This window comes from Tunturiibacter empetritectus, from assembly GCF_014201375.1.
GTDB classification, from domain to species: domain Bacteria; phylum Acidobacteriota; class Terriglobia; order Terriglobales; family Acidobacteriaceae; genus Edaphobacter; species Edaphobacter lichenicola_D.
Map to the genome: position 1 here is coordinate 171,327 of NZ_JACHDZ010000001.1, position 18,120 is coordinate 189,446.

At 57.8% G+C, this 18,120-nt stretch carries 16 protein-coding genes; 6 read left to right on the forward strand and 10 right to left on the reverse strand.

The window, feature by feature from the left end:
- Nucleotides 1-6: 6 nt before the first annotated feature.
- Nucleotides 7-960 (forward strand): diacylglycerol/lipid kinase family protein, encoded by a 954-nt coding sequence (locus HDF10_RS00870; protein WP_183809568.1) that lies wholly within the window; start codon nt 7-9, stop codon nt 958-960.
- A gap of 43 nt (nt 961-1,003) precedes the next feature.
- Here the strand turns inward: HDF10_RS00870 and HDF10_RS00875 are convergent, their stop codons facing one another.
- Both HDF10_RS00875 and HDF10_RS00880 read right to left on the reverse strand, forming a co-directional pair.
- Complete coding sequence (locus HDF10_RS00875) at nt 1,004-1,723, reverse strand: response regulator transcription factor (RefSeq protein ID WP_183809570.1); 720 nt, start codon at nt 1,721-1,723, stop codon at nt 1,004-1,006.
- Nucleotides 1,720-2,874, reverse strand: coding sequence for a histidine kinase (locus tag HDF10_RS00880; protein WP_183809572.1), 1,155 nt, complete (start codon nt 2,872-2,874; stop codon nt 1,720-1,722). The genes HDF10_RS00875 and HDF10_RS00880 overlap by 4 nt, the downstream gene beginning before the upstream one ends.
- 17 nt (nt 2,875-2,891) lie before the next feature.
- On the opposite strand from HDF10_RS00880, the gene HDF10_RS21135 reads away from it, so the two are divergent.
- On the forward strand, nt 2,892-4,343 hold the full coding sequence (locus HDF10_RS21135; protein ID WP_183809574.1) for a DUF4118 domain-containing protein: 1,452 nt from the start codon (nt 2,892-2,894) through the stop codon (nt 4,341-4,343).
- A 2-nt stretch (nt 4,344-4,345) separates the two neighbouring features.
- Here HDF10_RS21135 and HDF10_RS00890 read toward each other — a convergent pair whose 3' ends face one another.
- Genes HDF10_RS00890 through HDF10_RS00900 form a run of 3 tightly spaced genes read right to left on the reverse strand, consistent with a single transcriptional unit; the run spans nt 4,346 to nt 10,271 of the window.
- A complete protein-coding gene (locus HDF10_RS00890) occupies nt 4,346-5,800 on the reverse strand; it encodes an efflux transporter outer membrane subunit (protein WP_183809576.1) in 1,455 nt (484 codons plus the stop codon).
- On the reverse strand, nt 5,797-7,062 hold the full coding sequence (locus HDF10_RS00895; RefSeq protein WP_183809578.1) for an efflux RND transporter periplasmic adaptor subunit: 1,266 nt from the start codon (nt 7,060-7,062) through the stop codon (nt 5,797-5,799). Before HDF10_RS00895 ends, HDF10_RS00890 begins: the two co-directional genes overlap by 4 nt.
- Before the next feature lie 29 nt (nt 7,063-7,091).
- On the reverse strand, nt 7,092-10,271 hold the full coding sequence (locus tag HDF10_RS00900) for an efflux RND transporter permease subunit (protein WP_183809580.1): 3,180 nt from the start codon (nt 10,269-10,271) through the stop codon (nt 7,092-7,094).
- Nucleotides 10,272-10,406: 135 nt separating this feature from the next.
- On the opposite strand from HDF10_RS00900, the gene HDF10_RS00905 reads away from it, so the two are divergent.
- Both HDF10_RS00905 and HDF10_RS00910 read left to right on the forward strand, forming a co-directional pair.
- A complete protein-coding gene (locus tag HDF10_RS00905) occupies nt 10,407-11,315 on the forward strand; it encodes a LysR family transcriptional regulator (protein ID WP_183809582.1) in 909 nt (302 codons plus the stop codon).
- Between the two features lie 41 nt (nt 11,316-11,356).
- Nucleotides 11,357-11,761 (forward strand): DNA-binding transcriptional response regulator, encoded by a 405-nt coding sequence (locus HDF10_RS00910; protein WP_311732622.1) that lies wholly within the window; start codon nt 11,357-11,359, stop codon nt 11,759-11,761.
- 66 nt (nt 11,762-11,827) lie between these two features.
- Here the strand turns inward: HDF10_RS00910 and HDF10_RS00915 are convergent, their stop codons facing one another.
- From HDF10_RS00915 to HDF10_RS00925, 3 genes are all read right to left on the reverse strand, one after another.
- Nucleotides 11,828-12,412 carry a YceI family protein gene (locus HDF10_RS00915; RefSeq protein WP_183809586.1) on the reverse strand — a complete coding sequence of 195 codons (585 nt, stop codon included), beginning with the start codon at nt 12,410-12,412 and terminating at the stop codon, nt 11,828-11,830.
- 126 nt (nt 12,413-12,538) lie between these two features.
- Nucleotides 12,539-13,243 (reverse strand): pirin family protein, encoded by a 705-nt coding sequence (locus HDF10_RS00920; RefSeq protein WP_183809588.1) that lies wholly within the window; start codon nt 13,241-13,243, stop codon nt 12,539-12,541.
- 94 nt (nt 13,244-13,337) lie between these two features.
- Nucleotides 13,338-13,808: a MarR family winged helix-turn-helix transcriptional regulator gene (locus tag HDF10_RS00925; RefSeq protein WP_183809590.1), complete on the reverse strand. Its 471-nt coding sequence runs from the start codon at nt 13,806-13,808 to the stop codon at nt 13,338-13,340.
- Nucleotides 13,809-14,123: 315 nt separating this feature from the next.
- On the opposite strand from HDF10_RS00925, the gene HDF10_RS00930 reads away from it, so the two are divergent.
- Nucleotides 14,124-14,804, forward strand: coding sequence for a carboxypeptidase-like regulatory domain-containing protein (locus tag HDF10_RS00930; protein ID WP_183809592.1), 681 nt, complete (start codon nt 14,124-14,126; stop codon nt 14,802-14,804).
- A 59-nt stretch (nt 14,805-14,863) separates the two neighbouring features.
- On the opposite strand, the gene HDF10_RS00935 is transcribed toward HDF10_RS00930, so the two are convergent.
- Complete coding sequence (locus HDF10_RS00935; protein WP_183809594.1) at nt 14,864-15,334, reverse strand: hypothetical protein; 471 nt, start codon at nt 15,332-15,334, stop codon at nt 14,864-14,866.
- Between the two features lie 22 nt (nt 15,335-15,356).
- On the opposite strand from HDF10_RS00935, the gene HDF10_RS00940 reads away from it, so the two are divergent.
- On the forward strand, nt 15,357-15,641 hold the full coding sequence (locus HDF10_RS00940) for a hypothetical protein (protein WP_183809596.1): 285 nt from the start codon (nt 15,357-15,359) through the stop codon (nt 15,639-15,641).
- On the opposite strand, the gene HDF10_RS00945 is transcribed toward HDF10_RS00940, so the two are convergent.
- The gene (locus HDF10_RS00945; protein WP_183809598.1) at nt 15,625-17,997 is read right to left on the reverse strand and encodes an OPT family oligopeptide transporter; all 2,373 of its coding nucleotides are present in this window, start codon (nt 17,995-17,997) and stop codon (nt 15,625-15,627) included. The genes HDF10_RS00940 and HDF10_RS00945 overlap by 17 nt on opposite strands.
- Nucleotides 17,998-18,120 lie beyond the last annotated feature (123 nt).

An 18,120-nucleotide genomic window follows, 5' to 3' on the forward strand; every position in this document is an offset into this window, starting at 1 on the left:
TGCAGTGTGGATCGAGCGACTCTGATCGTCAACGCGTCGGCGGGCAGAAGAAAGGATCTGCAAACGCTGGTCCCTGCCCTGACGCAGGCGCTTCAACGGGCCGGTGTGCAGGCAAATGCAGCTTTGACTGCGGCCGCCGGGGAGGCACAGTCCATCGCGGCTGACGCTGCGGCCAGCGGATGCGATGCAGTCTTCGCCTGTGGTGGCGACGGCACGGTGCACGAGGTTCTACAGGGTCTCGTGGGCACAAAAGCCGCACTTGGAGTCGTACCTCTCGGCACGGCAAACGTCTTTGCGCGAAATCTGGGGCTGGCCTTCGATCCCGTAAGAGCCCTGCAACAGCAACTGAGCGTTGAGCCTCGCACGATCTCGGTCGGCGAGGTACGCTACACCGCCAGCGGGTCCGAACGTAAGAGATACTTCATCGTCATGGCGGGAGCCGGTCCCGACGGTGCGCTCGTCTATCGCCTGCTCGCAGGAAAACGATCGAGGCTGGGAAGGAGCGCCTACTATGCCCACTCACTACGGCTCTTCCTGACGCAGAGCTTTCCAGCGTTTCGTGTTGAGTATCGAAGCAGCGAGTCTTCCGAGTGGGTGGAACAGCGCGGAGTCAGCGTGATGTGCTCCCGCGTCCCGAATCTCGGAGGCATCTTCAGGCGTCTCGCAACGGAAACGTTCGCAGCCGATAACAAACTTCTTCTCTCTATTGCGAAGCCGCCGGCCAAAATCGGCTTACCGGCATGGTTCGCCTTCAGTCACCTTGCACTTAATGCAAGAAATCCCTGGCTGGAACAGGTTCGAGTCTCGGAGTTCCGCTGCACACCGCTTGAGCAGAATCATCGCATTCACGCCGAACTCGACGGCGAGTGGATCGGATATCTGCCAATGTCAGTAAGTCTTCTGCCGCTGGCGGTTTCGCTGTTGATGCCGAAAGATCACAAAGCAGAAGGGAAGCAATAAGTCCTGAAGAATAAGCCCGAACAGTGTTGCTTCGCGCACTCAGTTAGAACTCGTCGTTACCGGTGGGACGAAAACGGTAGCCGATCCACGGCTCCGTGATAATGTACGCAGGCTCTTCCGTTAGTTCTATCTTCTTCCGCAATTGACCAATGTTGACGCGCAGATACTCGGGCTGGTCGGCGTTCGTTCCCCACACCGCGTGGAGCAGCGCCCGATGGGTAAGGACCTGTCCAGGATGCTGCGCCAGGAATACGAGAAGATCGAACTGCTTCGGCGTCAGATGCGTATCTTGCCCGCGAACCACCACGCGATGCTGCGGAATATCGATATAAAAATCACCTGCCGAGATAATCTGCGGAGCCTCGGACTCGGCGGCCGAACCACGGCGGAGTTGCGCGCGGACGCGAGCCTGCAGCTCCTGAATGCTGAATGGTTTCGTCACATAGTCGTCCGCACCTGCGTCCAGCGCTTCAATCTTCATAGCCTCTTGATTGCGGACCGAAAGAACAATGATCGGAACCGTGGATACGGCGCGAATCTCACGACAAAGCTCAATCCCATTCATCTCTGGCATCGAGACATCCGTGACGACCAGGTCTGGCTTCCATGCATGCACAGCCTCCATTCCTTCAACGCCATTCGCGGCGATGCGCAACGAATAGCCTTGCGTCGAAAGCGCGGTGCGAAGGACACGAGTGATCTGAGCTTCGTCGTCCACGATGAGGATCTTTGCATGTTGCTGGTCCTGCAGGTTCTGTTTCATTCGCGCTCCGGATGTTGCGTCACGATGTGAACATCCACATTCGGCGACTCTTTCAGAAAATGTTGAATCGCCCAGTAGTAGAGGTATTTGCGAAAGCCGTGGACGGCGGTGCGGCCAAAGACAATATGAGTGATGCGCTTCTCGCGGACGAAGCTGGCAGCAGCGTGCGCGATGCTTTTTCCCTTGACGGTGAAAACCTGCGCATCGAGATTGCGTGCGAACTGAATATTGGCTGCAAGCGTTGCCTTCTCGTCTTCAGACAGATCTTCATCGGCGTCAACATGCAGAACGAACAGCTCGCCGCCGACACCTTCCGCTACACGCGCCCCTCGCGCGATCAGCATCTGCGACGAGCTGTTGGAGCTGATGCACACAGCAACGCGCTCGCGTACAGCCCAATGAGCCTCGATACGTTTCGCGTCCATATACGCGGTCAACGTACGATCAACCGCCTTGGTCACATGCTGCAGCGCGAGTTCGCGGAGCGCGATCAGGTTGCCGCGGCGGAAGAAGTTTGCCAGGGCCTTCTCCGCGCGAGCCGTCCCATAGATATCTCCACGCCGCATCCTTGTCTGAAGAGCCTCAGGCGTTAGATCGGCCATGACGATCTCGTCCGCGCGCTGCACCAGCCAGTCAGGGACGGTTTCGCGGATCATCACACCAGTAACGCTCTGCACAGTAGGAGCGACGCTCTCGATGTGCTGCACGTTCATCGTGGCCAGCACGTCGATATTCGCAGCCAGGACGTCCAGCACATCCTCATAACGTTTGCGATGTCTGCTGCCTTCAATATTGGTATGCGCCAACTCGTCGATCAGAACGATCTGCGGTCGCCGAGTGAGGATTCCGTCGAGGTCCATCTCTTCAAAGACCACGCCCTTGTACTCGATCCTTCTACGCGGAATCTGCTCCAGTTGCTCAGCCAGTTCCGCCGTACGTGGTCTGCCATGCGTCTCGACCACCCCGATGACAATATCCTCACCCCGCTGGTGCCGCCGGATCGCCTCGCTCAGCATGCTGTAGGTCTTGCCGACGCCCGGTGCATAGCCGAGGAAGAGTTTGAAGGTCCCCCGCATCTTCTCCGGTGCGACCTTCTCCAGCCATTCTTCCGGACTCTTCAGCGCCGGATTCGAGTTGTCGCGAGTGCCCATAAGGATAAGATAAAGTAGTGCAGGGAAAGCTTATACGCAGTATCGTCCGGTACAGTATCTCCACAGCGAGCGCAGCTGTCATTGTAGCCGTCTACTTTCTTCGGCTGCATGTCAACGAGACTACGGTAGCCCTGACATTCCTGATTGGCATACTTCTCGTAGCCGCAAACTGGGGCCTCCGGCATTCAATCTACCTGTCTATCCTCTCGGCCGCAGCCTTCAACTTCTTCTTCCTTCCGCCTGTTCTCACCTTTACCGTCGGCGACGGCCGCAACTGGGTCGCCCTCTTCGCCTTTCTCGTGACCGGTATCGTCGCCAGCCAGCTCGCCGAGCGCGCACGCCGCGAAGCAAAGATCTCGCGCCGTCGCCAGCGCGAAGCAGAGCGTCTGTACGAGTTCAGCCAGCAGATGCTGGTCACCGGCAATGTGATCGATCTCCTCAACGTCCTGCCGCAGATGATCGCCGTAACCTTCAACCTCGCCGGAGCCGCGATCTATCTTCGTGAAAAAGATCGCATCTACCGCTCCAGCCCAGACTACATGGACGTAACCGCGTCCGAACTGCGGGATGCAGCCTTCACCCGCGATCATCGTTATGACGAAGAACGCGCCGTCACACTCGTCCCCATCCTGCTCGGAACGCGCCCCATCGGCGCGGTCGGAATCACGGGCAACAGGACCTCTCCCGAGGCGCTCGACGCTGTCTGTGGCTTGGCGGCTATCGCGATCGAACGTGCCGGAGCCGTCGAAACCCTGACGCGGGTCCAGGCCTCACGCGAAAGCGAGCGACTGCGCAACGCGTTGTTGGACTCTGTGGCGCACGAGCTCCGAACGCCTCTCACCTCCATCACCGCCGCCGTCACGACCTTGCGCAGCGAGTCTTTTCTCGATGCTGAGCAAAGCGGAGAGATGCTCCAAGTGATCGAAGAGGAGGCCGCGCGGCTGGACCGGCTCGTGGGTCAGGCGATGGAGATGGCGGAGCTGGATGCCAACGACATCAAGCTCGATCTGCGCATGCATTCCATGCGAGAGGCGGTCGATCTTGCGCTCGAGGCTGTTCAAGGGCCGCTCAAAAATCATCCCCTCGAACTCCGCCTCCCAGACACCCTTCCTCCCGTTCAGATGGACCTCGAGCGCATCGCCAAAGTGCTGCAGCACCTGTTGGAGAACGCCGCAAAATACTCCGCCGACGGAAGTCCAATCTTCGTCAGCGCCGAGATCTCCCAAGGCCAGCTTGTCACCAGCATTGCCGACCGTGGTGCTGGGGTCGACGACCTGGAAAAGATGATGATCTTCGACAAGTTCTACCGTGGCCAGGGGCAACGATATCGCGTGCAGGGAACAGGCATGGGGCTAGCCATCGCGAAGGCGATCGTCGAAGCCCACGGCGGCTCCATTGAGGTAACCAGCCAGCCCACGCAAGGCTCAGTCTTCTCCTTCTACCTGCCTCTGAATCTCTCTGGCCGCTAAGTCTAAAGCTTCGGCAGTTGGGTCACATTCCAGCCGCCACCCAGCGCTTTGATCAGAAGCACGCTCGCATCCATCTGTCGGCGCATAATGTCGATGTCGTTGCGCTCATTATTCAGCTCAGTAGTCTGAGCCGTCACTACCTGCAGATAAGTGTCGAGCCCGCCAACGTATCTATTGTTGAATATCTGCGCAGCAGACTGAGCCGCCATCGTGGCCTGGTGTTGATGCCCCGCCTCCTGGTTCAGAACGCGCAGCGCGACTAGATTATCTTCGACCTGCTGAAACGCCGTCAAAGTCGTCTGCCGATAGTTCGCAACCGTCTCGTCGTAGCTGGCATTGGCCTGTTCAGAGACCGAGGCGCGTCGTCCCGCGTCGAAAACCGTCTGCGACAGCGTAGGCCCAAGCGACCAAAGCAGGCTTGCCGGATCGAACAGGTTCGCAAACGAAGTTCCCTCCACCCCGACCGAGCCGCTCAACGAAATCGTAGGATAAAACGCAGCTCGCGCAATGCCGATGCGGTCGTTCGCTTCGGCAACGCGGCGTTCTGCCGCAGCAATATCCGGGCGCCGTTCGAGCAGCTCCGAAGGCAGCCCCGGCGGAATCGCCGGCGGTCGCGCATTGAGAGGAGCGTTCGACAATGCAAACGACGCAGGCGGCTTGCCAAGCAGAATCGCGATAGCATGCTCGAACTGCGCTCGCTGCAACGTAATATCACGCGCCAGCACCCTTGCCGCCTCAAGCTGTGTCTGCGCCTGGTCGACGTCCGACTTCGGAGAGACGCCTCCCTCAAAACGATTCTTCGTGATCCGGTAGGCCTCTTCGAAGTCCTTAACGGTATCGTTCAGCAGCTTCTCCTGGGCATCGGCGCTGCGGGCCTCAAAGTAATCGACCGCAAGCTCAGCTTGAAGGCTCAGCATCACCGTCTGTCTATCTCCCGCGCTCGCCTGCGCCTCCTCGCGTGCAGCGCTGACGGTGCGCCGAACACGTCCCCAGACATCAATCTCGTAGTTCAAATCCACAGGAAGTTGAACTACGCCAACCCCATTTCCCTGGGCGTTGTTCACATTGAAGTAGGGCTGGTTGGACGATAGCCGTTCGCCGCCACCTGACGGCGCCACGCCAATGGTCGGATACAGCGACGCATGATTGAAGCGAATCAGGGCTCGAGCCTCGCGAAAGCGAGCATCCGCAGCCTTGAGACTCTGGTTATTCTCCGCCACCTGCGGCTCAAGAACATTTAGCTCCGCATCGCCGAAGATCGTCCACCATTCTCCACGTTGCGCCGCATCGGCCGGCTGCGCCATCTGCCAGTTCGAGTTCTCCTTGTAGGCGTCCGGGCCTGCTTCCTTATAGTCAGGCGCCATTGGAACCGACGGTTTCACATACTTCGGCCCCACCATGCATCCGCTAAGCAGGAACACAGCGGCACTGGCCAGAGCACCGGGTCGTAGCGTCACTGCGCCCCCTCTTTCTTCTCCATCTGCGTTGCACTTTCGTTCATCTGGCTCTTCACCTGCACCTCCTGGCCGCTCGCCAGTGAGTCGGAAGGATCAAGAATCACGGCATCGTTCGGTGTCAACCCCGAGGCAATCTCAACGTTCGCGCCCATGTCTTTACTGATCGTCACCGGCACCAGTTGCACTCGTCCATCGCGAACGACTCCCACCTGAAGGCCCTGCGCCCGGAACAGCAGCGTGTTCGACGGAATCATCAAGTTCGAAGCACGCTGCGGCACCTTGAAGTGAACAAAGACATAGGCCCCCGGCAGTAGTTCGCCCTTGGGGTTGTCGACATCGACTTCGACGTTCAGCGTGCGAGTCGCTGAATCGATCGCATTCGAATTACGCGCAACGGTACCCTCGAATTCACGGCCCGGATATTCATCCAAAGTCAAAGCTGCCTTACCACCGGCCTTGATTGAGGTTGAGTAAGCCTCGGGAACCGACACGAACACGCGGATCTTTTGAATAGCAGCAAGATGGAACAGCTCCTTGGGAGTCGTGTTCTCACCAGCCTGAATCAATCCGCCGATATCGATATTGCGCGCTGTCACGATTCCATCGAAGGGTGCGTAGATCTTCTCGAACGATTGCAACTGCTGCAGTCTGCGCACCGCCGCCGTCGAGGCATCCACCGCCGCTTTCTTCGCCGCTGCATCACTCACCGCAACATCGGTCTCCTGCTTCGATACCGAGTTGGTAGTCAGAAGATTCTGATAGCGCGCTGAGGTCGTATTCGCCAGGTTCAGATTCGCCTCTGCGCTCTTCAGATCAGCCTGCGCCACCTGAAGCTGCTCATCCAACTCAGGCGTCTCGATGACCGCCATCAACTGTCCTTTGCGAACATGCGCGCCAATATCGAAGTACCATTTCTTCAGATACCCGCTCGTTCGGGCATAGATCGGCGTGTCCACATACGCCTGCGTGTTTCCCGGCAGCGCCAGCCCCGAAGACAGTATCGAACTCGCAGGATGAATCACTTTGACAGATGGAATCGAGGCAGCTTTTGTGTCCGTGTCGAGCGTACTCTCCGTCCGGCGACGTGCGGCGATACCGAAGATGACAACCAGGGCCACGATCACCGCGATGACCGCCACTCCAATCCACGTGCCTCTTGTCAGGCCGGGCTCCGGAGCGTCCGTTACCTCTGTTGGGCGCTCGCCGGAGAGTGTGGTCTCATCCTCATTCATCCTGGTCTCCACCTTTGTTCCGCTCGTCATGCGTTCTCCTTCATGGCTCTCAAGTTCTTTCAATCGCCCGCAGTCAACTGGTGCTCGCGGCTTTTGTTGCTAACAGTATTTTTCTTATCTGAGCTATGCAGCAAAGCAAAGACCGCGGGAACGAAGATAAGGGTCGCAACCGTCGCGCAGCAGAGTCCGCCGATCACCGCTCTACCTAACGGCGCATTCTGTTCGCCGCCTTCCCCCGCACCCAGCGCCATCGGAATCATGCCGATGATCATCGCCAGAGCCGTCATCATCACAGGCCGGAACCGGGTAGCTCCCGCTTCAATCGCAGCCTCGATCGCATCCCCATGATGCAACAGGCGTTCTTTCGCAAACGATACCACCAGAATACTGTTCGCCGTTGCAACGCCCATGCACATAATCGCGCCCATCAACGCCGGAACGCTCAACGTCGTCCTCGTCGTAAACAGAAAGAGCACAATACCCGCCAGCGCTGCCGGCAGAGCCGTAATGATGATGAACGGATCGAGCCAGGACTGGAAGTTCACAACGATCAACAGGTAGACCAGCACAATCGCAAACGCCAGTCCGGCGAGCAGTCCAATGTAAGAGCTATTCATCGTTTCAATCTGTCCGCGCACCCTCACAAAGCTGCCGCGTACCAGGGACTTCTCATTCCTTGCCACAATCTTGTTGATGTCTCGTCCCACCGAACCAAGATCGCGCTCTTGAACGTTTCCATAGATATCCAGCGTGCGGCGCACGTTGTAGTGCGTCACCACCTCCATCTCGCTGCTGCGCTTAATGGTCGCGACATCGGTCAGAATCTCCGGCTGCTTTGCCGTCGGAGACGAGATCGGAATATTTTCAAGCGAGCTCAAAGAGCTGATCTGGTACTGCGGTGTCTGCTCCACGATGTTGTAGGTATTGCCATTGTTCCAGTTCAGATAAAACATAGGGTTCAGCTGGGTGCTGCCACCGAGTATGTTCAACAAACTGCTGCCCACATCGCGTTCCGAGTAGCCGCCCTGTGCCGCTTTCGTGCGATCTACATCGACGTTCAACACAGGGTAGTCATCGGGCTGCTGAATGCGGAGATCGACAAGGCCTGGGACCTGGCGCAGTTCGCTCAAAACCTGGTTCGCAACCTTTCGGTTAGCCGCGATATCCGATCCCTCAAACTGAATGTCGATCGGCGCAGGCAGGCCGAAGTTCAGAATCTGCGTAACGATATCCGACGGTAGAAAGTAGAACGTAACTCCGGGGAAGGCACGTGGGAGATCCCTGCGCAGTGCCTCGACATACTTAGCAGTCGGATGGTGGTCTTCCTTCAGCGAGACCAGAATATCCGCATCTCCCGCACCGATTAGCCCCGAAGTTGCATGCTGAGTGTTCAGTGTGCTGTACGGCAGGCCTATGTTGTCGAGGATGTTGTCCATCTCGCCTGCTGGAACGGTCTTCCGAATGTCTTGTTCGATCAGATCGCACAGCTTCGCAGTCTCCTCAATACGGATTCCGCTCTTGCCCCGAACATGGAGAATGAATGATCCATTGTCTGTGCTCGGAAAGAAGTTCTGTCCAAGAAACGGCAGCAGTGCGAAGGCACACAGGCAAAGAAGCAAAAAGATGGGAACGAAGAAGACTCGCGCCGCTACCAGCCGGCCAAGCAGATCCTGATAGCTCGTGCGTAGCTTCTCAAAGACGCGCTCAAATCCCCTCTGGAACCGCGCAAGGATGTTATTCGAAGGTACGGCATGGTGATCATGCGCCTTCAGCAGATACATCGCCAGCGTCGGAACCAGCGTTCGAGAGAGGACATACGAAGCCAGCATGGCGAAGACCACTGCCTCGGCCAGCGGCACAAAGAGGTAACGCGCAACCCCGCTCAAAAAGAACATCGGCAGAAACACAATGCAGATACACAGCGTCGATACCAGCGCCGGCACCGAGATCTGCGCCGCACCTTCGAGGATGGCGTCATGCAGCTCTCTGCCTTCCTCCAGGTAGCGTTCGATATTTTCAATCGTCACCGTGGCATCGTCCACCAGGATGCCGACCGCCAGCGCCAGTCCGCCCAGCGTCATGATGTTGATAGTCTCTCCCAGAAGCCCCAGCACGATGATCGAGGTCAGGATCGACAACGGAATCGAGATCGCGATAATAATCGTGCTGCGCCAGCTCCCCAGGAACAGAAGAATCATCAGCCCCGTCAGCACCGCAGCAATCACAGCTTCGCGGATAACCCCCTGCACCGATCCCCGGACAAACACAGACTGATCCCCGATCGGCGTAATCTTCAACTCCGGCGGCACCGTCAGCTTCACCCTTGGAATCAGATTTCGCACGCCGCTCACCACAGTCAGCGTCGATGCGGTTCCCGACTTCAGAATCACCATCAGCGCCCCGCGGCGTCCGTCCTGCCGCACAATATTCGTCTGCGGTATACTCCCGTCCGCCACAGACGCCACGTCATGCAGATAGATCGTCGTGCCATTCACCTGCTTGATCGGCAGGTTACTGATCCCTTCCAGAGTTACCGGCGACGAGTTGATGTGAATGTCATACTCGTCCTGGCCAATCTTCGCCGTTCCGCCCGGCTGCACCACGTTCTGTTGTCCTACGGCGCTCAATACATCAACAGGTGACAGCCCCTTGGCCTGCAGCAGCTTCGGATCGATGTTCAACATAATCGACCGCTGCTTGCCTCCATAGATATTCGGGATCACAACGCCCGGCACCGAAATCAGCTGTGGCCGAACAAAATTCGCTCCCAGGTCGTTGAGCTGCTGCTCGCTCAGCCCCGCGCCCGACAGCCCCAGCTGTACGATCGGCACGCTCGATGCGCTGAAGTTGATAATCTGTGGCGGCAGAATCCCCGGTGGCAGGCTCCTCAACTGGTACTCCGAAGCCGCCGACACCTGCGCGTTCGCCGTGTCCAGGCTCGCACCCGGCTGCAGGTAGATCTTCACAATCACCTGCCCCGCAAACGTGGTCGACTCGATATGCTGAATGTTGTCCACCAGCACCGTCAGAGCCTTCTCATACGGTGTCGTCAGCCGACCTTCAAGCTCCTCAGGATTCAATCCCGTGTACTGCCACGCAACCGATACCACCGGAATATTAATGTTCGGAAAGATGTCGGTCGGAGTACTCGAGATGACCACAGGCGCAGCGATCAGAATCAGGATCGCCAGCACGATGAAGGTATACGGTCGACTCAGAGCTACTTTGACAATCCACATGCGACGAACCCTCTTCCGCTTCGGCTAAATCTTTCTATAGAGTAAGACATTCTTACCCGCGTGAAGGTCTCAACAGTTATTTCCGAGAGCTGCCATCGGAAAAACCGATATCCTCAAACCAGGGGATCTACCTGCATGGAACTGAGACATCTGCGCTACCTCTGTGCCGTCGCCGACCACGGCACCTTCAGCGAAGCCGGCCGCCGCCTCCACGTCTCCCAGTCCGCCATCAGCGAGCAGATCGCCGATCTCGAGCGTGAAGTCGGCGGCCCGCTTCTCAATCGCAACTCAGGCCGAACTCGCCTCACGCCCCAGGGTCAGCTCTTCCTCGCCGAAGCCCGTAAAACCCTCGCCGCCGCCGACCGCGCCATCGAGATCACGCAGAGATCCCTCATAGGCCAGGTCGGCTCTCTCAACATCGGCTTCTTCCTCTGGGGAGCCGGCGGCTTCTTCGCCCGCATCATCCGCGACTACCGCAAGCTCCACCCCGACATCAAGCTCTCGCTCTACGAGATGCGCACGCCCGAGCAGATGGATGCCCTCCTCACCGGAAAGATCGACATCGCCTTCGCCCGCCCCCTCGAGCCGCCCTTCGACCAAACCCTCCGCGCCGAACTCCTCTATCGCGACCCCGTCGTCGTCGTCCTTCCCCGCGACCATCCTCTCGCGGGCAAACCCATCTCCATTCAATCTCTCGCCTCCGAACGCTTCGTCCTCTGCGACCGACAGATGACTCCCGCGCTCTTCGACGGCATCGTCGCTCTCTGTTCCGCCGCAGGCTTCTCGCCAAACATCGTCAACACTGCTGCCACCTGGTCCAGCGTCCTCACCCTGGTTGAATCCGGCGAAGGCGTCGCCCTCGTTCCCTCAGGAGTCCGTTACCTCCGCCCTTCCGGAGTCGTCATCTCCCCGCTTGTGCCGCAAAATCTCCACATGGGGCTCTCCGTCGCCTGGAACCCGCAGAACGAAGACCCCATCCAGCAGAACTTCCTCCACCTGGTTCGCGAAAACAAAGACCGCATCCAGCGCACCCGCGGCCTCTAGCGGATCGTCTTCTGCGGCAATTTTAGTGTTTAATGCTGTCCATGATCAGACCCTGCTTCCTAGTCATAGACCGGGAGTTTCCCGGCAGCATCTCAACCCGCAAGCTGGTCATCGAAACCGCGAAGTTCAACGTCCTGACCGCCTACAGCGGCAGTGAGGCTCTCGAGGTCTTCGCTCGTTTCCCAGCTGTCAGCGGTGTGGTCCTCGACGGCGGTCTCGACGACTTGTCCTGCGATGAAGTCGCCGACAAAATCAAACTACTTCAACCAAAAATTCCCATCATCGTCATAACCGCCCCCGGCTTCAAGGGCTGTCCCTCAGCCGACTATCAACTCGAGTCCTTCGACCCGGCAAAGCTGCTGGAGATCCTTCGCAATCTGAAGCCAGAGGCCTCAGCAGCCATCGAAAAGCGCAACGAACAACTCAGCCGCGAAAAGCTCTCGTAGTCCAGCCAAAAGAAAAAGCCCTCCCCTCCGCAGCTTCCGCGAAGAAAAGGGCTATCTTACCGTCGCTTATTTGTTCGCTTCGATGTCGATTGTGAACTGAACGTCGTCGCCCAGAATGGGCGCGGCATACTTCGAACCGAAGTTGAAGTCGCTGCGCTTCACCGTCCCGGTAGCCGACATGCCGATGACAGTCTTGCCGCCCATTCCCTTCTGCGGAGCGGTTGGTCCATCAACAGTCAGCGTTACGCTCTTGGTCACACCCGCGAGCGTCAGATCGCCGACAACCTGCAGCTTCCCGTTCGCGCCTGACACCGAGGTCGACTTGAAGGTCAGCGTCGGAAACTTCTCGACGTTGAAGAAGTTGGCAGACTTCAGGTCCTTGTCGCGGTTGTCGTTGTTCGTGGACACAGTGGTCGCGTCTATAGTTGCTTCCACGCTGGACTTGCCGGGGTTCTTGTCGTCCCACACTATCGTGCCGGTCACACCGCTGATCGAGCCGCGAACTGTGCTGACTCCCATATGCGCGATTGCGAAATTAACCTGTGTATGGTTCTTGTCGATCGTCCAGGTTGATGCGGAGCTTTGGGCGAACGCGCTGACTCCAGTAAGGAGCAGGGCAGAGAGGGCTGCGGTAAAGATGCGACGGTTCATAGGGTGTTCTCCTTGGTAGATCTGCTGTGAGATGTCTTTGTCATAGTGACCGGCTCAGAAATATGTGCCGGTCACTGTTGCATTTGTGTAAAACTTGTAGGCCCATTTCTACAGCGGGAGAGTTAATTAGGCGAGATCGAACAACAGTATCTCGCTATTCGCCTCTCCCTGCGCGCTTACTTCGAGCGCCTCTTCGTTGTCGACAGCAACAGCATCGCCCGTCTCCAGTGTTTTGCCGTTGACCGTCACCTCTCCCTGGATCACATGCAGCCACGCATGGCGCTTGCTCCCCAGCGGATAGGTAATCTGTTTGCCCGGCGTCAACTCGGCAACCGACACGCTAGTGTCCTGGTTGATCGTCGCCGCACCGGCCGTCGGTGTAGGCGAAGCCAGAAGCTTGAAGCGGTCCAGCTTCTCCTCCGCCTCAAACTTCAACTGCTCATAGCTCGGCTTCGTGCCACGGCTCTTCGGCTCAATCCAGATCTGCAGAAAGTGAACCGGCTCCGTCTCCGAACCGTTGAACTCGCTATGCACCACGCCGCTGCCGGCCGACATCTTCTGAATCTCGTTCGGTCCCAGCAACTCCACGTGGCCCATGCTGTCCTTGTGGGCAAGCTGGCCCTTCAGCACATAGCTCAGAATCTCCATATCGCGGTGAGCATGCGCTCCAAACCCACGCCCCTCCGCCACGCGATCCTCATTGATCACCCGCAGCGAGCGGTATCCCATATGCTCTGAGTCGTGATAGTTGGCGAACGAAAACGTGTGGTGCGAATCCAGCCATCCGTGGTCTGCATGGCCTCTCTCGTTACTCTTCCGAACAGTCAACATGACATTTCCTTTCCGTCTCTCCACCGGCTCATTGCTTAGGGCCGTGTGTCTTGCTTCAAAAGTCCTACTGCATCCTGCTCAAAGTCTTGTTGCGTCAAGCGGTCTTGCACTTCTGTGTGGGAACCGCCATCTTCGCCGCGAGCCCCATCTTCTTCAACCCCTCGTACATCGTCCTTCGCTCGGCCTCGCTCAACCCCGCAGCGACAAACTCGAGGTCCTTCTCATGCCGCGCATAGATCTCCTCGATGAATCCCTTGCCTTCATCCGTCAGCTCTACGTAGCGGGTGCGCCGGTCGGTTGCACAGTTCTTGCGTCGCACCAGTCCCCGCTTCTCCAGCCGATCGATCGCCGAAGTCATCGAAGCGCTCGCCAGCAGAACCTTTTCGCCGATTACTGAGATCGTCAGCGGTCCCTTGTGCAGCAGTACCTCCAGCACCATGAAGTCGCTAAGGATCAACCCCTGAGCATTAAAGGAGCCCTCGATAAAATCCCCGATCGAGCGAGAAGTCCGAGCCAAAACCAGCCAGAGCCGAGGTGCCGAAACTATATTCTGCTCATCTGTCATCTCCGGCTCCTCAACTCCTACGACATAAGATATCTCGACATCGAGATAAGATTCAAAACCCGACCTTCACTCCCTATCCTTCCTATTATCAGCAGATTAACGTTTTCGAGGCTGCGAGCCTTAGCTTCGCAGAGGATAATTGGCCGGACCAATGGACGTCTTTCCCCAATGCCGCTGGAGTGGCTATAGGAAGGTTCTTCGGGGTGGCCCTTGGAATCCCGTCAGTCAGGTCCTAACTTTCAGTGAGAGACCGGTGATCTGTGGGTGGCAGTCAGGCGACTCCCGAACACCGCTAGAGGAGACTCTCCGTTGCTGATGCTTCTATCGTTTCTGTCGCTGCTTGCTTTGCCCGTACCATTGCTGATCTTTTTGTCGACGGTGTTCCTGTTATCGGTGCTATCCCCGCTACCCTGGTCTGCTCTTCTGTTGTCCTTCCACAGCGCGGCCGAGGATTCTGTCCTTCTTCATCTTGCTTCCTTTCGTCCCGCTCACGCCTCCTTCTATCGCCTTTGCGTGGCCCTCGCTATCCTCGTGACGATTCCGGTCCCGACGATCAAAAGGGAGCGCAATGGACTGTTGATGTCCTGCCTGTTGGCGTTCGCCTTGCTCTTTTCTCTTTCGGACATCCCATCTTCAAGTTCAGGAAATCTCTCGCCGCGCATCCGGGGAACGGTAGACGACCGGGAAGGCTCAACCATCCAGGGTGCCAAAGTTGTCGTCGTCAATCAGAGGACCGAAACTGTCTTCACAACACGAACCGGCAGCGATGGAAGCTACGAGTTTCACAAACTCCCCGACGGGATCTATTCCCTGAGTGTCCAGGTCCCCGGCTTCCAAACCTTCACTGCCTACGGCATCCACCTCGCTCAGGATTCCGACTACGCCCGGCAAATCGATTTGCGGCACGCCTGCAGGACCCGCGCGATCCGGGCTCCGGCAAGAGCTCCGGCAGAGAACGTGCTGACCGTCGGATCGCTCCTCTGGTTGCAGCCTTGAGCTGACTACAGCCGCGAGCTTGTTACAGCCGGGAGCTTGTTACAGCTTTGACCGGCCACTTAAACCCGTTGCCGGCCAAGCTGGCGGCCAACATCTTTCATTCGCTCCATCTCATCGGTAGCATCCGAGACCAGTGCGGGCACCGGAGTGATTCCAGCCGTGAGTAAAGCCTCCTCTACGAACGTCTGTGCCTCCGTCTTTCGTGCGGCGATACCCTCCGCGCTAAACGTCCAGCACTCCTTCCCCTTCATCTGGCTCGAATCAAGCCCGGACAGCACTGCAACCAGACTGTTCAGCTCCTCTGTCCCGGGCCTTTCGCCCTCCAATCCAACTACTACCGTTTCTGCCCACAGCAGATCCGCCTCCCGCAGCGTCCCATAGCCCTTGTGCCCCACCTCGACCGCACCCGGGGTCCTCAGCCGTCGCAAGCGAATGCCCGCCTCCGCCTCGACCGCACCCACCCCGACGGCCAGTGCCAACTGCTCCGTGCGCTCCGTATCCGCCTGAAAGACCACCAGTACGTGACTCATATCTCAAAATCTCCTTCCCATCGTGAGACCCGAAGAAAACCCGCAACCGCTCCGTCTCCCTGAACCCAAAAAATACGGCTCCGACGGGCGACCGGTCAAAAATAAAGTTCAAAGCGTTGGCGTATTTTTCACCCCCGGAAAAGTGACGGCTAAAACACCACACCAGCCACGCAATTCACCACAACCTCACCACGATTTACCATCCAAAAACGCCACGAAAAACGCAAAAACCCCTGCAAAAAGCGCCCTGCACCACGCAGCAATTTTTTTCGCCACAAAATCCCAAAAAATCATCCTTCGCTGGTGAGAGGTTTCCGCGCAAAGTAGTAAAGCGAAAAAGCCAGCAGAGCAAACATCACCACGCTGACCGGGTCATGGTGCAGAGGATTATGCTCGCTGAACCGAGGAATCGAGCGGTCCGTAGCCGCTTCGTAGAGTTTTACGCAAACCCCCAGCAATCCAACGATTCCACCCGCCGCAATCAGCCCCGAAGCATAAAGAGAACCGGGAGAAACCTCAGATTCAAGAGTTACATCGCGAGCAGTAATGGCGTTGAAGACAGGAACCCCGCCAGGATCCGCATGTGCAGGATTCGTAGGGTCAAAGTCAGGATGTTGAGCCAGCCACGATTCACGATCAGAGTGCCAAAGGGCCAAAGAAGCGTCATGCTCAAGCCGAGCCTTCTCTGCCGCATGGCGAAGCATCGCGCGATCCACCATCCAACGCATGACGCCCCCCACAAAGATCGCCAGCGTAGTAGCAATGCTGAGATAAGCGCCTACAGCGAAGGTCAGAGATCGGACGCCAAGAAGCTCAACAACGACCACAATCGCAACACCCAGCAAGACCAGAGCCCAGGGCAGTTTGCGGCTCAGAATGCCATTGATGACGGTGGCCATGAGACGACCCTGTGGCGCTGCAGCCTTTTCGCTGCCGATACCTTGAATCCACTGGACTTCAATCTGACCCGTCGCGGCGTTGTAGAGATATTTGCCATCATCAAGCGTCGTGGATCCGATGGCGTTGAGGAGCACATATTGCTTCGCGTTCGAGAGCTCTTCTTTGGCAGGATTGTCCGCGTTGTGCGATGTGAGCGTGATCTTGTCGCTACCGGTAAAGTTGCCGTTGTTCTGGACTCCATCCGGTAGACGATTGAGGGAAAAGACGATTGGTTTGGGGAGACGCTGAAAGGTCTCAAGGCCTTTGTTCATCGCGTTGAGCGTAGCGCCAATCGAAAAGATCGAGACGATGACACCGATCATGATGGCGATCTGTTGTTTCCACGGTGTTGCGCCGATGAGGTAGCCGGTCTTGAGGTCCTGCGAGGTGTCGCCTGCGTTGGAGGCGGCGATGCAGACGACTCCGCCAATGGTAATGGCGAGTGCTCCGAAGGCGGGGGCCGTCCAGCCTTTGACGAGAAAAATTGCAGCCGTAGCCATCAGTGTGGCAATCGTCATGCCGGAGACGGGCGAGGCGGAGGAGCCGACAATACCTACGATTCGCGCGCTGACGGTTACGAAGAGGAAGCCGAAGACGACGACGAGGAGAGCGGCGGCGATGTTGGCGATGAGGCCGACCTGGGCTCCGGGGATGGGTTTGAATTCGAGGAAGAGAACCATCAGGACGATGAGGAGGAGCGAGCCGCCGAAGACGACGATGGGGGGAAGATCATGTTCTGTGCGAGAGGGTTGTGCGGCCGCCGATTTTCCTGAACCTGTCTTCTTGAAGCCTTGAGTGAGTGCACCAACGATGGTGGGTAGAGTGCGAAGGAGAGTGATGAGACCGGCAGCCGCGACTCCTCCTGCTCCCATGGGGCGGACGTAGGTTCGCCAGAGGTCGGACGGCGACATCTGCGTGATGAGGACAGTGCCAGGGTAGAGCGGAGTGGAGAGATGCGAGCCGAAGAAGTAGATCGCAGGCATCAGGACGAGCCAGGAGAAGACTCCGCCAGCAAGCATAATGGCGGCCACGCGAATACCGATGATATAGCCGACGCCGAGGTACTCAGGAGTGCAATCGGCCCGGATGGCGGAGCCTTTGAGAAGGTGCTGCGCGCCGAGATCAGGCTGGTAGTCGGGCTGACTAGGCCAAAGTGCGAAGAGGTTGTCGTTCTGAAAGAGGGTGTAGAGGCCGCCAAGACCTAGGCCGAGGAAGACGCGAGAGGCGAAGGAACCACCGCGTTCACCGGCGATCAGGACATCGGCACAGGCTGTTCCTTCGGGATAGATCAGGTTGTCGTGCTCTTCGACGATGAGTTGGCGGCGAAGTGGAATCATGAAAAGAACGCCGAGCCATCCGCCAAAGAGGGCGAGGGCAAAGATGCGAGAAGCTTCGAGGTCGAAGCCGAGGAAGATGAGAGCGGGAAGTGTGAAGATGACACCGGACGCGATCGATTGGCCCGCGTTGCCAGTGCTTTGAACGATGTTGTTTTCGAGGATGCTGGCCTTGCCGAAGGCTCGCAGGATCGAGATGGAGAGGACTGAGATGGGGATGGAGGCGGCGACGGTGAGACCTGCGCGGAGGCCAACGTAGACGGTGACAGCTCCAAAGAGGACGCCGAAGACAGCGCCGAGGATAAGCGCGCGAGCAGAGAGCTCGGGTCGAGTTTCCGTGGCGGGAACGAAGGGTTTGAAGGTGGGCTTGGTCGGTGTGGATGTTGCCATGTCGGTGCGTCTCCGCGTGCTCGAGCTGTGTTTCGGCTTCGATGGAGTGTATCAGCGGGGGTGAGTCTATAGGTATCGAACGGATCTAGAGGGAGGATGTTCGAGCAAGGTGCGCTTCCTTTG